Raw genomic sequence first — 14,125 nt, forward strand, 5'->3', positions numbered from 1 at the left:
CCTGCCGATCAGTTGGACGGTGTCATGCACGCAGCGTTGAGCATGCCGACGCTGATCGCTACCGCTGCGACGTAGATGCCGGAAGCGATTTCACCGTTGGCGATGCGCTGGGAAGTGCCTTTGAGCACCAGGCCAGTGGCGAGAAACGCCAGTAGTTGCACTGCTGCGGCAATCACGGCCCAGAGCACGAAGTCGAGGACGTTGACCGAATAGGCGATCACGTTGCTGGCAGGAATGGCGAAACCGATGATTGCACCGGACAGCGCAATGGCGGCGGCCGTGTTGCCGGAGCGGATCAGCTCGAATTCCTTGTGCGGGGTGATGCGCGTGTAGACGAATTGAAACAGCATGAACAGCAACACGGCGCCGATCAGGTAAACGATGAAACCGGTCAGAGCGGTCTTGTTCAGCGAGACAGCCAGCACTTCCAGCATGAAAAGCGTCCTTATTTAAATGGTGCTCAGGTCAGTCGTGTACAGCGAAATGCCGAGCGAGGTGCTCAGGCTGACGGTGCCTTCTTCGTCTTGTTCGACGGAGAACAACAACAGCTCGCGACGATCGGTCAGGCCGGTCTCGCGGGCGTAAAGCATGGCGTGGTGTTCGATGGTGTAGCTCTCGTCCGGGTTGACCACCTGCTCGGTCAGCGGCACCAGTTCGGTCTGGCCTTGTTCGGTGCCCCACTCGCGGGTGAATTCGACACCTTCGTGGGTGTAGGTCGGCAAACCGATCAGGCTGTTGGGGCCGGCCAGTCGCTGCAGTTCGGCGTCACTGTTGACTGTCACGTAACTGAGGTAGTTGAACAGGATGACCGATTCGATCTGATCATCGCCGGTGACGTGGATCTGTACCCAGAAATCCTCGTCGTTCATGTAATAGCGGTGCAGTTTATTGGACTGGCCGAGGTCGACCCAGCCTGCGCTCCAGATCGCCTGATCGAAGGGGACTCGTACCGAAGTCGAACCGTCGAGCAGCAGGGCCAGCGTCGAATCGAATCTGACGCCCTTGCCTTGGGCCATCCCGAGTGGGCCACTGGCGACGGTGGGTGTTGGCGCAGCGGTCTGCCAGTTGCTGGTGCCCAGCAAATCTTTAAACCATCCCATGGGTACGTTCCTTGAAGCGGGTGGAGGTGTTCGTCGTAAAAAGCGCCGCTAGTGTACCGGGCCGAGCGACGAACGAGCAGCGTCATTTGCTCAGCACAAACCCTGTGGGAGCGGGGTTGTTCGCCCCCACAGGGTTTTTTATCGCGGTGTTACTGAGCGGATTTCTGCTTAAGGCGTTCAAGAATCGCATTGGCGCTGCCTTCATTCGGCGTGATGCCGGCGTCGCGCAGTTTACGATCCAGGTCGTTGCCGGTTGAAGCGTCTGCCAGTTCATCGGCCGCACTCAGTTCGGCAGCGCGTTGCTGCTGCTTGGCTTGCAGGCGGTTCAGGGTGCCGACCGCGGTTTCCAGTTTGCCGTTGGCGCCGCCGCTGGCGATCGATGCACTGACCTGGGCTTTCTGCACGCTGTCACGGGCCTTGGCCATGTCCACTTGTTGGCGCAGGCTCTTGATCCGGGCTTCGGCCTTGTTGATGTCCTTGCGCATGTTGTCGGCATAGTTGCCAAACTCGTCGCTTTGGGCTTTTTCGGCGGTCAGGTCGTTGGTCAGGGTCGAAATCGCTTCGGCCACTTCCATCGCCAGGTCTTCGCGACCGGCGTTCAGAGCCGAAACAGCCTTGGCTTCCAGATCCTTGATCTTGGCGTCGTACTCGCTCACGCGGTCGGCGGCCAGCTTGTGCTTGGCCATGATGGTGATCAATTCGCGACGGGCGTTCGACAGCGCGGTATCCGCATCGCGGATTTCCTGGTCGAGGATGCGCAGGGCCTGTTGGTCGACGATCGCTTCGCCGACTTCATTGGCGCCGCCGCGCAGTGCGGTGAACAACTTGCTCCAGATGGACTGAGTCATTGGATATTCCCTGTTGATTACTTGAAGAAGTGTTCGAAGGCTTCGCTGGCGCGCTGCACGTTATCGACCAGGGTTTTCACCTCGGTCACCACGTTGGTCAGGCTCGAGTCGGCGCTGAGGGCGCCAAACATGTTGTAGACGGTCTGCCCGTTCGGCATCGACTCGATACCGATCGACGACAGCGGGAACATTTCCCGGCTGCGCAGTACGGCGTCGTTGAAGGCGCGCACGTCGGTGATCGAATCGATGTCCACCAGCACGGTGTCGACGATGATCTGTGCGCCGGCCAGGGCGATGTGAATCGGCAGACCGCCGAATTCGTTCATTTCCAGCTTGATGCTGGGTTCGGAGCTCTGGATCAGAGACAGCGTGATCTCTTGCGAAGCGACCTCGTCCAGGGCCTTGAGGGCGTTGAAGAGGCTGTCGATATTCCAGTTGTTGCCTGCGCTCATGTAATTCTCCGACATGAAAGAGCCAGCCAGAATCGGTTGGCGTAGCTGTTGCTCCATTTGTTTGAGCAAGCTTCGGTTTTCCGGAAGCACCCAAGTTTCGTGTTTCACATAACCGGCAGCCGCCAGGCCCGCACGCATCTGCTTCATATAAAAGCTGGATGGTTTTTTCGCGGACGGTTTTGAGCGCACTCCCTTTGGGTCTGATGCGGTAGCGGGGGAGCGGCTTTTCATGGCATTGATTCCGTTATGAACATCTCACGCGTGGGCCACACTACAACCAATTCAAAGTGCCATCAATGGCTCACGCGTGAGATTTTTCCGGCGCTCGCAAAAACGCCCGCAACGGGGCGGGCGCAGTTTATTTTGCAAAGTGTTTCCGGGAGCGTCAGCGCAGGAGGAACTCGTCGGTGGACACCACGCTGGCGTAAGCGAAGCCCAGGGCTGACATGAAGGCCGCGTGGACGTGGTCTGCCGGTACGGTCATGCCGTTGAACTCCAGATCGCGGCTGGCGCAGGCGTCGTGAATCACCGTGACGTCATAGCCCAGATCCGCCGCCGCACGGGTGATGCCGTCGATGCACACGTGGCTCATGCTGCCGACCACCACCAGTTCCTTGATGCCTTGTTCGTCGAGAATCGATTGCAACTCGGTTTCGCGGAACGCGTTGACGAAGTGTTTGAGTACCACGGGTTCGTCGGCACGATTGAGCACTTTGGGGTGCAGTTTGGCGCCGTCCGAGCCGGGGGTGAAAAACGCGGCGTCCGATGAGGTGAACTCATGTCGAATGAACACCACCGAATCGCCGGCTTCGCGGAAGGCTGCGATCAGTCGCGCGGCGTTGTCGGCAGCGGCGTCGGCACCGGTGAGCGGCCATTTGCCTTGGGGGAAGTAGTCATTCTGGATATCGACTACGATGAGCGCTTGCTTGGCCATGGGTGTGTCCTCGATGGATTGGCTGGAAGTGCCTTCAGTATTGGCGCTGCCGAGCGACTCGAGGATTGGCCGCACCGACAATAGACAGGGGAAAACTGACAATGGGTGCACAAAGGGCTGCCGTGGCCGGGTTGGGCGTGCTGATTTATCCCGGCGCACAAATGGCGGCCGTGCACGGTTTGACTGATCTGTTCGCGGTGGCGAACGGGATTGCCGCCGAGCATGAGGCTGCACAACTGCCGTTACTGCGGGTCAGTCATTGGCAGGTTGAAGGCGATCAGGCGCCGAAGCGGGTTTTCGACAGTTGTACGGGGGGCGAAAGCGAATTGCTGGCGGTACTGATTCCACCCTCGATCGGTGGTTTCTGCGAAGCTCAGGCATCAACCGGGTTGCTGCACTGGCTGCGTGAACAACACGCCCGTGGCGCAACGCTTGGCGGCGTCTGCGCAGGCTCTTTTCTGCTGGCGGAGAGCGGTCTGCTCGACGGCCGCAGCGCCACCAGTCACTGGACCTCGGCCAAGGTCTTCGCCGAACGCTATCCGAACATCAGACTCAACGCCGATGCACCGATTGTCGATGACGGCGACCTGATCACCACGGCCGGGCTGATGGCTTGGTCGGAGTTGGGGCTGCGTCTGGTCGACAGGCTGTTGGGCCCGAGCATCGCTACCGCTACTGCGCGGTTTCTGGTGATCGAACACAGCGACAGCGCCAGTGAGTGCGGCAGTCATTTTGCGCCGATCCTCAGTCATGGCGATGCGCCGATTCTCAAGGTTCAGCATTGGCTGCAAAGCACTGGCGCGACGGATGTTTCGCTGACGGCAATGGCCGAACGCGCGGGGTTGGAGGAGCGCACATTCCTGCGCCGCTTCCGCGCCGCGACCGGGTTGAAACCGACCGAATACTGTCAGCATTTACGCGTCGGCAAGGCACGCGAGATGCTTGAATTCACCAACGGTACGATTGATCACATTGCGTGGAAGGTGGGGTATCAAGACCCAGGAGCGTTTCGGGCGACCTTCAAGAAAGTTACCGGGCTGGCGCCCAGTGATTATCGCGCGCGGTTTGGTGTCACTGCGCCAGTGAAAACACCGAGTACCTGATTGGGGGCTGCTCGTGACGAAGCCGGCAGCCTCAAAACAACATCAGGAAGGCGTCTTTTCGATCTGCAGCGCTTTGGCCTTGGCCTCCACCACCAGATACATCACGAGCGTAATCAACAACGGCAACAGAAAATAAATCGCCCGATAGGCCAGTAACCCCGCCACCAGACTGCCCCGCGACGCTTCGTGTTGCAGCAGTGCAACGAACACTGCTTCCAGTACGCCCAACCCCGCCGGAATGTGAGTAATGACCCCGGCAATCGCACTGATCAACAGCACGCCGAGCACCAGCGGATAGTCGAGCTTGCTCGGCAGCAAGGTGAAGATCACCGCCGCCATCAACGACCAGTTCAGCGCGCCCAGCAGCAGTTGCAGCAAGGCCATGCGCAGCGACGGCAGGTTGATTTCCACGCCGCGAATCGACCACTCGCGGCGCTTGGAGAACTGGCACGCGGCCAGATACCCGGCACTGATCAATAGCAACACCACACCGATACCCTGCAGCGCTGTGGTGCTGACTTTCCAGCCCGGCGGCATGCTCACCAGTCCACTGCTGAACACCACGCCTGCGATGGTCATGTAGCCGAACCAGTTGGTCGCCAGGCTCAGCCCGAGGATTTTGGCAATGTTGCTGTTGCTCACGCCCAGACGCGAGTACAGCCGGTAACGCATGGCTATGCCGCCAACCCAGGCACTCAGATTCAGGTTGAACGCATAGCTGATGATCCCCACCGGCAGGATCTGTTTCCAGGTCAGGTCCTGGCGAATGTAGGTGCGGCCGATCAGGTCGAAACTGGCGTACGTCAGAAAGCTCAGCAGCGTCAGGCCGGCGGCAATGATCAGCGTGCGCAGCTTGAAATCGGCGAGAGTTTCCAACACGTCGGCCCACTCGATACGGCGGGCGAAAAGCGTCAGCAATACCATCAGCGCGAGGAAAAACAGCACGGTCAACGGACGTTTCCACTTGCTCCAGCGTGAGTGCGCGGCGGGCGCTGAATTGCCGCTCGATTGCGCTTGGGTATGACTCATGAGCGGTCACCTCGAAACGGCTTGAGCCTGGGTTTGTGTGCCGGTAGCCAACCGGCCATTGCCGGAAAATGCCGCAGAAAGTGGAACACCAGAAAGCCCACGGTCATGTGCCAGATTCGTCCGCGTGGAACCATGGCCGGATCTACCGTCTGGCAATGGTTGAGGCTCAGGTTTTCGAGGCGCTCGAACAGGTCACGGTTAAAGGCGCGATCGCGGATCACGACGTTGGCTTCCAGGTTCAGCGACAGGCTGAGCGGGTCAAGATTGCTTGAGCCGACCGTGCTCCAGTCCTCATCCACCAGCGCGACTTTGCCGTGCAGCGGGCGCTGACAATACTCGTGGATTTTCACCCCGGCCTTGAGCAGATAGTCATAGGTCATGCGCGCCGCGATTTTGGCCACCAGCACATCCGGTTCACCTTGCAGAATCAGTCGAACATCGACGCCGCGCCGCGCTGCATTGCGAATCTCCTTCAACAAGCGGTAGCCGGGAAAGAAGTAAGCGTTGGCGATCACCACTCGCCGCTGAGCACTGCGCACGGCCTGTAAATACACGTCTTCGATGTCGGTGTGGTGCTGGTTGTTGTCGCGAAACACCAGGCGCACCTGACCATCGTGATCGGTGAAGGCCATTTCTGTCCGGCGCTGCCGGCGGCGTTGCCACCAGAATCTGGCACGTCCGGGTCGCCCGCTTTGCAACAGTGCGAAATGGTGAATGTCCGCCACGGCCGGGCCCTGGATCTGCACCGAATAATCCTGCTTGGCCTCGGGGCCGAAGTCGGCCAGGTGATCGCCGGAAAAGTTGATCCCGCCAATAAATGCAACCGTGCCGTCGACCACCACAATCTTGCGATGCAGGCGCCGAAACCAGTTGGTGCGAATGCCCAGATGTTTGGGGGCCGGATCAAACATCTGCAGATAGACGCCGGCCTCACTCAGTGCGGTGAGATAGCCGGTGGTCAACTCGCCACAACCGAAGCCGTCGAGGCTGACAGTCGTGCGCACGCCACGGCGGGCGGCGTCGATCAGGATTTGCTGCAACTCCTTGCCGACCTTGTCCTCGAAAACGATGAAGGTCTCCAGCAGGATCTCACTCTTGGCTGCACGCATCGCGTCGAACACGCGCGGGAAATACGCCTCGCCGTTTTCCAGCAGTTCGATGCGGTTGTTGCTCTGCCAGCGGTATTCGACATCGACGTGCCCGGGTTCGCGTATCGGCGGGGTGATGTTCACCGATTCCGCGGCGGACTTCTCCAGTGGTGCGCTGTTCATAGTTCGATCTCCACCGATAACGGTGCATGGTCGGAAAGGTGGGACCAGGGCCGGTTCGCCAGCACTTTTGGCTGACGGGTCTTGAGGTTGCGCACGTAGATGCGGTCCAGTCGCAGGGTCGGCAGACGCGCGGGAAAGCTGCGCGCCGGTTTGCCGTGATGTTCGGCGAACACTTCCCGCAAGCCGCAAGGCTTGAGCAATGCGTCGGCACGCTGGCGCCAGTCATTGAAGTCACCGGCGACGATTACTGGAGCATCGTCTGGCAGTTCGGCAAGGCGCTGCATCAGCAAGCCAAGCTGAGCGTTGCGGTGGCTTTCGCGCAGGCCCAGATGCACGCAGATCGCATGTACCTCGGTGCGATCGCCGGGCAGGCGCAGCACGCAATGCAACAAGCCACGGCTTTCGTGGCCGCTGATCGAGACGTCGAGGTTGTCATGGCGGATGATCTGGAATTTCGACAACACAGCGTTGCCGTGGTCGCCCTCCGGATACACCGCATTGCGTCCATAAGCGAACTGCGGCCAGAGGCTGTCGGCGAGGAATTCGTACTGCGGCATCGTCGGCCAGTTGTTATAGCGCTTGGGATGGAGTTCGTGGGTGCCGTGGACTTCCTGCAGGAACACCACGTCGGCGGCCACACTGCGCACCGCTTCGCGCAACTCCGGCAGGATGAATCGTCGATTGAGTGCGGTGAACCCCTTGTGCGTGTTAACCGTCAGCACAGTGAAGCTGCGTACCGATGGCACGACGACCGATCCTTCATCGGTGAAACCGACCGGTTCCGGAATGCTCATGGCAGCCCCCGCGAGGCGAATGCCAGCCCATGAGGGGCGAAATCCCCGCGCCACGGGGCGTAGCGCCAGTCGAAAATGCCGATATGAATCGTTGCCATGCCGCCCTCCCGTCGAAAGTCCCCGTACAGCCTCAGTGTGTTGATGACTGCGGGCGGTTCGGGAAAGTTTCGATGGCTTTACGGACGGTGCATTTTCGAGAAACCCCGTACACCCCGCTCCCACAAAAGGAGTGTGCGCCGCAGCACCGGTGGCGGCCAGCGATGGGGCAGTTGCTCGTACACAAATTCCGGCCATCGACACTTTACGGGTGACGGTTGCGCACTAAACCCGCAAAATGCAACGATTCCGGCAATTATCGACGACGGGGCCACAAGCAACGTCGCCAAAGCCATCGTTCCAATCAGACTGGGCCTGCTGACTCTATGCGAATGCGCCTTATGTTACTGGGCGGCGGAAATGCCCTTGGGCAGGCGCTGATTCGCCTCGGTGCGGAAGAAGACATCGGTTTCCTCGCCCCCCGCCCGCCCGAAGACGGCTGGGATGCCGCGAGCCTGACGCAACTGCTCGACGACACCCGTCCCGATGCGTTGATCAACCTCGCCTACTATTTCGACTGGTTCCAGGCCGAGACCGTCAGCGAAAGCCGCATGGCCGGGCAGGAGCGCGCTATCGAGCGTCTGGCCGAACTGTGCCGGCACCACAATATCGTCCTCGTGCAGCCGTCCAGTTATCGCGTGTTCGACGGCTCACGTGCCACGGCCTACAGCGAAAAAGACGAACCAGTGCCGCTGGGTTTGCGTGGTCAGGCCTTGTGGCGCATCGAGCAAAGTGTGCGTGCAGCGTGTCCGCAGCATGTGTTGTTGCGTTTTGGCTGGCTGCTCGATGACAGCCCTGATGGCACCCTCGGGCGTTTTCTTGCCCGTGCCGAGCAACCGGAAGAGTTGCTCCTGGCCGATGATCGTCGCGGCAATCCGACGCCAGTCGATGACGCCGCACGGGTGATCATTTCGGTGCTCAAGCAACTCGATTGCGCCGCGCCGCTGTGGGGCACTTATCACTACGCCGGCCACGAGGCGACCACACCGCTGGCGCTGGGCCAGGCGATTCTGACCGAGGCCCGCAGCCTGCACGCGCTGGCCATCGAAGCACCGACCGCTCAGGCTCACGCCGCGCGGCCGGACGCCGCCGAGGAACCGCAACACGCGGTCCTGGCCTGCAAGAAAATTCTGCACACATTCGGGATCAAGCCGCGCGCCTGGCGTGCAGCGCTCCCGGGCTTACTGGATAGGTTTTACCGACATGGCTGAAGGGACTGTTTTAATCACCGGCGGCGCGGGTTTCATTGGCTCGCACCTGACCGACGCATTGCTTGCTCAAGGCCATTCGGTGCGAATTCTCGATGACTTGTCGACCGGCAAACGCAGCAATCTGCCGCTGGACAACCCCAGGGTCGAGTTGATTGTCGGTGATGTGGCTGACGCAGTGCTGGTCACCCAAGCGATGCAGGGTTGCAGCGCCGTAGCGCACCTGGCGGCCGTGGCCTCGGTGCAAGCGTCGGTGGATGACCCGGTGAAGACTCACCAGAGCAATTTCATCGGCACGCTGAACGTTTGCGAAGCGATGCGCCTGGCCGGGGTCAAACGTGTGTTGTACGCCTCCAGCGCTGCGGTGTACGGCAACAATGGCGAGGGCGAATCAATTGATGAAGACACGCCAAAAGCGCCGCTGACGCCCTACGCGTCGGACAAACTGGCTGGCGAGCATTATTTTGATTTCTACCGCCGTCAGCACGCTTTGGAACCGGTGGTTTTCCGCTTCTTCAACATCTTCGGCCCACGCCAGGATCCGTCCTCACCGTATTCCGGGGTCATCAGCATCTTCAGCGAACGTGCGCAGAAAGGCTTGCCGATCACCGTGTTCGGCGATGGCGAGCAGACGCGGGACTTTCTGTATGTCGAGGATCTGGTTGACCTGTTGGTGCAGGCGATCCAGAGGCCTGAAGTGGAAGTCGGTGCGGTGAATGTCGGCTGGAATCAGGCGATGAGCCTCAAGCAGATGCTTGCGGAACTGGAAACCGTCGTCGGTGAATTGCCAGCGGTCAGCTTCGGCCCGGCCCGCTCCGGTGATATCCGCCATTCGCGGGCGAATAACACCCGGTTGCTTGAGCGTTTCAAGTTGCCCCGGCAGACGCCGATGAGCGTTGGTCTGGCGCGGTTGCTCGGCAAGTAAGTTTGTTTCAGACATGAAAAAGGCGCCCTGTGACAGGCGCCTTTTTCACGGCCGGAATTTGTCGCTATCCCTGTGGCGAGGGGATTTTCCCCCGGTCAACCGCAAAGCAGTTGCCGTCAGTTTCAAGCCTGCTCACCACCAAGCCTCATTCACCACCACGTGAACGTTCGGTCAATCGACTTAGAACTTATAGCCCAAACCCACCATGTAGATGAACGGATCAACATCCACATTCACCCGTGCGCGAGTACCGGGCGCCACGGCGTTGTTCTCGACGGTGGCGCGGGTATCGATGTCGATGTAGCGCACTTGGGCGTTGAGCATGATTTTGTCGGTCAGCATGTAGTCCGCGCCGACCTGCCAGGCCAGGCCCCAGGAGTTTTTCGCCTTGAAGTTGCTGAAGCCGTTGGCGCTGGCTTCGCTGCCGACGTGCTCGTCGTAGATCCAGGTGTAGTTGATGCCGCCGCCCACGTACGGTTGGAACGGCGATTTCGAATCCAGCGGGTAGTAGACGACGCTGAGGGTCGGTGGCAGGTGTTTCAGTGTGCCGAGCTTGCCGTTGGCTGCTGCCAGGCCGGTGCCTTTGAGCTTCACGTCATGTTCGAACGGCGTGGCCGCGAGCAACTCAATGCCGACGTGGTTGGTGAGCATGTAAGCGAAGTTCAGGCCCAGTTGAGTGTCGCTGCTCATGGTCGCCTTGCCGCCCAGATTGGTGCCGCTCAACGGCCCCTGATCGACCTTGACGCTGGAGCTGTCGGCCTTCGGGTTGACGGTGATCGCACCGGCACGAATCAGGATGTCACCGGCATCGTGGGCGTGGGCGAGCGGGGCTGCGAGCGCGAGGGCAAACAGCGAAGCGCTGAGCAAGGACTTGTTCATGGGGGCTCCGAAAGGACGTTAAAAATGTTTGATGTCCTATGGTACGAAGCCAACTGATACGGTCTTTTGACTCAGCTCAATGAAACAGTGAAGGGGCTGATTTGTGTGGAACCTTGCATCAACACAAATCCCCTGTGGGAGCGGGCTTGCTCGCGAAGGCGTCCGCTCAAACAACACGAAACTAGCGGGACTCACTCCGGCAGCTCATACACATAAATCTTGTCCGCCTCCATCTGGTACCCCGCATCCGCCAGCTCGCTGCTCGAGGCTTTGACCTGCAACGGCCCCTCGACCCAATACGGCTGATACAGCTCATCGAGCTTCACGCCCAACTCACTTTTCACATGCACGATCTGGTTCGACGGCGGTGGCGGAACATGGATGCAGGCACCGAAGTAGGGGACCAGCAAAAAGTCCGTGGTGCGTCCTTCTTCATTCACTTCCAGCGGCACGATATACCCCGGCAGACGAATGTTCTGCCCGTCAAGTGACTGCACCACCGGGGCGTCGGGCAAATCCTGCTTGGCCGCTGGCGCCGACTCGGCGGACAACGCATCGCTCATCTTCGACAGGTCATGCAGCGGCGTCATGTTGGGCACTTCCGGCGCGGCGTCCGGCGGGATCATCTCCGACCAGGTCAGGTCTTTGGGCACCGCCGCCCACACGGGCAGGGCGACCAGTAACAGCAGCGCGAGCATGGCGCGGGGCATGGTGAACATCCTCATAAACGGATCGACAGGCCATCGGCCAAGGATTGGCGATACGCGCGCCAGGCCGGCACGCTGCCCATCAGCAGCGCGGCCGCCAGAATGCCACCGAGCAGTGTCCATTCATACTCGCTCGGCCACGCCAGCGGCAGATACAAACCGTAATTGGCCTGCACGTAACCCTGCGCGGCGGCGATGCCGATGTACAGCAACCCCAGCCCAGCAATCACCCCGGCAAACGCCAGCGCAAACGCCTCCAGCACCAGCAGGCTTGCGATGTGCCACGGCCTCGCACCGACCGAACGCAGAATCGCCATCTCGCGACGGCGCTCGTTGAGGCTGGTGAGAATCGCTGTGAGCATGCCGATCAACCCGGTCAGCACCACGAACAGCGAGACCACGAACAGTGCTTTTTCAGCGGTGCTCATCAGGCTCCACAACTCCTGCAACGCCACGCCGGGCAGGATCGCCAACATCGGTTCACCACGGAATTCGTTGATCTCGCGTTGCAGCGCAAAGGTGGAAATCTTGCTGTTGAGGCCGAGCATGAACGCGGTGATCGCTTGCGGCGTCAGGTCCATGTTGCGCGCCTGATCGGCCGTGATCCGCCCGTTGCCCCGCGCCGGCACGCCGTTGTGCCAGTCGATGTGGATGGCCTCCATGCCGCCAAGGCTGATGTGCAACGTACGATCCACCGGGGTGCCGGTGCGTTTGAGAATGCCGACCACGGTGAACGGTTTGTCGTCGTGTTTGACCAGACTGATTGCCGCCACGCCGTGGGCCAGCACCAGCTTGTCGCCGAGTTTGTAGTGCAGGGCATCGGCCACTTCCGCACCGAGTACCACCTCGAACGGATCGGTGGCGAAGGCGCGCCCCTTCGCGAGTTCCAGGTGTTGCCGGCGACCGTACTGGTAATGCTCGAAATACGCCTGGGTGGTGCCCATTACCCGATAACCGCGATGGGAATCGCCGAGGGACATGGGGATCGCCCATTTCACTTTCGGGTTATTGGCAAAGTGCTCGAAGCTGTCCCAACGGATGTTGTTGGTGGCGTTGCCGATGCGGAACACCGAGTACAACAACAGATTCACCGAACCGGAGCGGGCGCCGACGATCAGGTCGGTGCCGCTGATGGTGCTGGCGAAACTGGCTTTGGCCTCGGTGCGCACGCGCTCGACGGCAAGCAGCAAGCAGACCGACAGGGCGATGGCGAACGCGGTCAGCAAAGCGGTAAAGCGGCGGTTGGCCAGGCTGGCCATGGCCAGACGAAACAGATACATCTCAGACCTCGGCAGACGTGGCGGCGCGATTGAGTTCGGCCAGGGACAGGTGACGGTCGAACAGCGGGGCCAGACTCTGGTCGTGACTGACAAACAGCAGACTCGAACCGGCCTCGCGGCATTCGGCGAACAGCAAGCGGATAAAGTTTTCCCGAGCGTCGTAATCCAGCGCCGAAGTCGGTTCGTCAGCGATCACCAATTCTGGCTGGCCGATCAAGGCGCGGGCGGCGGCGACTCGTTGTTGCTGGCCGATCGACAGCGAATCGGCACGACGGCTGAGGATGCTCTCGTCCTTCAGGCCCAGGTGGGCGAGCAGGGTGGCGGCGGCTTGATCGACGCTGCCATGGCGCTGTTTGGCCCGTTCGGCGCGCAGTCTGGAAAAGTGGCAGGGTAGCTCGACGTTCTCGCGCACCGAGAGAAATGGCAGCAAGTTGAACTGCTGGAAGATGTAGCCGGTGTGATCGACGCGGAACGTATCGCGGGCACCGGCGGAGAGTGCGGTCAGCTCCTGGCCGAGCAGGCGAATGCTGCCGCGATCGGGTTTCTGTACCCCGCCGAGCAAGCCAAGCAGGGTGGTCTTGCCGCTGCCGCTGGGGCCTTTGAGGAACAGGGTTTCGCCCGGTTCCAGACGAAACGCCGGGATGTCCAGCAGCGGCGGGTGGCCGGGCCAACTGAAGCCCAGGTCGGACAGTTCGATGAGTGCTTGGGTCATGGCGCCAGTTTCATGGAGTGAACACATACCCCCTTGTGGGAGTTTCGCAGTAATCAGAACTTAAGCGCGGCAGCCTTGGCCGTTACTTCAGTGCCCTGCTGGCCGCTGGCGCTGATCAGTTGTACCTGAATTTTCTGGGTCGCCGGGAAGGTGTTGAAGATGTTCGCCAGATCCAGCGTCTTCAACGCGCCCGGGGCTGTGCAGTTGAACTGATAGTGAGCATGGATTTCGCTGTGGTCGTGGTGATGTTCGTGGCCGCCCTTGTCGGCTTCATCGTCGTCATGATCGTCGGCCTGCGGCTTGTCGCCGAACAGCGGGCTTTCCAGTTCCTGGCTGACCACTTTGCAACCGGCAGCGGCAGGCAGGCTGAACAGCACCAGCGGTTTTTCGAGTTGCGCGCGGGCGGCGGCGACCTTGGTCTTGTCGGCCTCTGTGGAGGCGACGTGTTCGAAGCCGACCAGATTCATCGCCGGGCTTTCCAGTTCCAGCTCCAGTGTTTGCCCGTCGAGCGCAGCATTCAGGCGACCGACACCATGTTCATGCGCACCGAGGCTGCCGTGCTCATGGTCGTGATCGTGGTCATGTTCATCAGCCGCATGGGCGATGGCCAACGGCAACAGGGCAAACGGCAAAGCGAGCAGCAGACGACGCATGACGGTCTCCGGGAAGTAAAGTGAAGAGTTTGTTATGTAATCTTATAACGAAAGTGCGCAGAGTTTGCCCGTGCGCTTGGCGTTACACAAGTCCCGTGGGAGCATGCGTGTCAGAAAAGTGCGGGAGCGAACTC

At 60.5% G+C, this 14,125-nt stretch carries 16 protein-coding genes and 1 pseudogene; 3 read left to right on the forward strand and 14 right to left on the reverse strand.

All coding sequences use genetic code 11. The annotated features are described in order from the left end of the window. Positions 1-8 precede the first annotated feature (8 nt). The 5 genes from AACY11_RS23035 to AACY11_RS23055 all read right to left on the reverse strand — a co-directional run bounded on the left by AACY11_RS23035 (position 9) and on the right by AACY11_RS23055 (position 3,334). The gene (locus AACY11_RS23035) at positions 9-434 is read right to left on the reverse strand and encodes a DUF350 domain-containing protein (RefSeq protein ID WP_339464766.1); all 426 of its coding nucleotides are present in this window, start codon (positions 432-434) and stop codon (positions 9-11) included. A gap of 15 nt (positions 435-449) precedes the next feature. Next, positions 450-1,100, reverse strand: coding sequence for a DUF2491 family protein (locus tag AACY11_RS23040; RefSeq protein ID WP_339431285.1), 651 nt, complete (start codon positions 1,098-1,100; stop codon positions 450-452). A gap of 149 nt (positions 1,101-1,249) precedes the next feature. After that, positions 1,250-1,948 (reverse strand): PspA/IM30 family protein, encoded by a 699-nt coding sequence (locus AACY11_RS23045; protein WP_339431286.1) that lies wholly within the window; start codon positions 1,946-1,948, stop codon positions 1,250-1,252. Positions 1,949-1,965: 17 nt separating this feature from the next. Further along, positions 1,966-2,547, reverse strand: a complete 582-nt coding sequence (locus tag AACY11_RS23050; protein WP_238547068.1) for a YjfI family protein — start codon at positions 2,545-2,547, stop codon at positions 1,966-1,968. A gap of 238 nt (positions 2,548-2,785) precedes the next feature. Continuing rightward, positions 2,786-3,334, reverse strand: coding sequence for a cysteine hydrolase family protein (locus AACY11_RS23055; RefSeq protein ID WP_339431288.1), 549 nt, complete (start codon positions 3,332-3,334; stop codon positions 2,786-2,788). 101 nt (positions 3,335-3,435) lie between these two features. Between AACY11_RS23055 and AACY11_RS23060 the strand changes: the two genes are divergently transcribed. After that, positions 3,436-4,437, forward strand: a complete 1,002-nt coding sequence (locus tag AACY11_RS23060) for a GlxA family transcriptional regulator (protein ID WP_339464764.1) — start codon at positions 3,436-3,438, stop codon at positions 4,435-4,437. 42 nt (positions 4,438-4,479) lie between these two features. On the opposite strand, the gene AACY11_RS23065 is transcribed toward AACY11_RS23060, so the two are convergent. The 4 genes and pseudogenes from AACY11_RS23065 to AACY11_RS28505 all read right to left on the reverse strand — a co-directional run. Continuing rightward, complete coding sequence (locus AACY11_RS23065) at positions 4,480-5,466, reverse strand: lysylphosphatidylglycerol synthase domain-containing protein (RefSeq protein ID WP_339495771.1); 987 nt, start codon at positions 5,464-5,466, stop codon at positions 4,480-4,482. After that, entirely contained in the window at positions 5,463-6,737 is a 1,275-nt protein-coding gene (clsB, locus tag AACY11_RS23070) for a cardiolipin synthase ClsB (protein WP_339431291.1), read from the reverse strand. Before clsB ends, AACY11_RS23065 begins: the two co-directional genes overlap by 4 nt. Further along, a complete protein-coding gene (locus AACY11_RS23075) occupies positions 6,734-7,531 on the reverse strand; it encodes an endonuclease/exonuclease/phosphatase family protein (protein WP_339495772.1) in 798 nt (265 codons plus the stop codon). The genes clsB and AACY11_RS23075 overlap by 4 nt, the downstream gene beginning before the upstream one ends. A gap of 2 nt (positions 7,532-7,533) precedes the next feature. Then, positions 7,534-7,629: pseudogene (locus AACY11_RS28505) on the reverse strand (DUF72 domain-containing protein); the annotation flags it as partial. A gap of 324 nt (positions 7,630-7,953) precedes the next feature. Here AACY11_RS28505 and AACY11_RS23080 point away from each other — a divergent pair. Both AACY11_RS23080 and AACY11_RS23085 read left to right on the forward strand, forming a co-directional pair. Next, on the forward strand, positions 7,954-8,838 hold the full coding sequence (locus AACY11_RS23080; RefSeq protein WP_339431293.1) for a sugar nucleotide-binding protein: 885 nt from the start codon (positions 7,954-7,956) through the stop codon (positions 8,836-8,838). Next, on the forward strand, positions 8,831-9,760 hold the full coding sequence (locus AACY11_RS23085; RefSeq protein WP_339431294.1) for an NAD-dependent epimerase/dehydratase family protein: 930 nt from the start codon (positions 8,831-8,833) through the stop codon (positions 9,758-9,760). Before AACY11_RS23080 ends, AACY11_RS23085 begins: the two co-directional genes overlap by 8 nt. Positions 9,761-9,940: 180 nt before the next feature. On the opposite strand, the gene AACY11_RS23090 is transcribed toward AACY11_RS23085, so the two are convergent. The 5 genes from AACY11_RS23090 to AACY11_RS23110 form a co-directional block, all read right to left on the reverse strand. After that, positions 9,941-10,639 carry an OmpW/AlkL family protein gene (locus AACY11_RS23090; RefSeq protein WP_221730257.1) on the reverse strand — a complete coding sequence of 233 codons (699 nt, stop codon included), beginning with the start codon at positions 10,637-10,639 and terminating at the stop codon, positions 9,941-9,943. A gap of 191 nt (positions 10,640-10,830) precedes the next feature. Then, a complete protein-coding gene (locus AACY11_RS23095) occupies positions 10,831-11,349 on the reverse strand; it encodes a DUF3299 domain-containing protein (protein WP_339464761.1) in 519 nt (172 codons plus the stop codon). A gap of 11 nt (positions 11,350-11,360) precedes the next feature. Continuing rightward, on the reverse strand, positions 11,361-12,626 hold the full coding sequence (locus AACY11_RS23100; protein WP_339431296.1) for an ABC transporter permease: 1,266 nt from the start codon (positions 12,624-12,626) through the stop codon (positions 11,361-11,363). 1 nt (position 12,627) lies between these two features. Beyond that, entirely contained in the window at positions 12,628-13,338 is a 711-nt protein-coding gene (locus AACY11_RS23105; protein WP_187678771.1) for an ABC transporter ATP-binding protein, read from the reverse strand. 53 nt (positions 13,339-13,391) lie between these two features. After that, positions 13,392-13,991 carry a DUF2796 domain-containing protein gene (locus AACY11_RS23110; RefSeq protein WP_339431297.1) on the reverse strand — a complete coding sequence of 200 codons (600 nt, stop codon included), beginning with the start codon at positions 13,989-13,991 and terminating at the stop codon, positions 13,392-13,394. Between the last annotated feature and the right edge of the window lie 134 nt (positions 13,992-14,125).

Source organism: Pseudomonas sp. RA_105y_Pfl2_P56, from assembly GCF_963970845.1.
In the GTDB taxonomy this organism is placed as follows: domain Bacteria; phylum Pseudomonadota; class Gammaproteobacteria; order Pseudomonadales; family Pseudomonadaceae; genus Aquipseudomonas; species Aquipseudomonas baetica_A.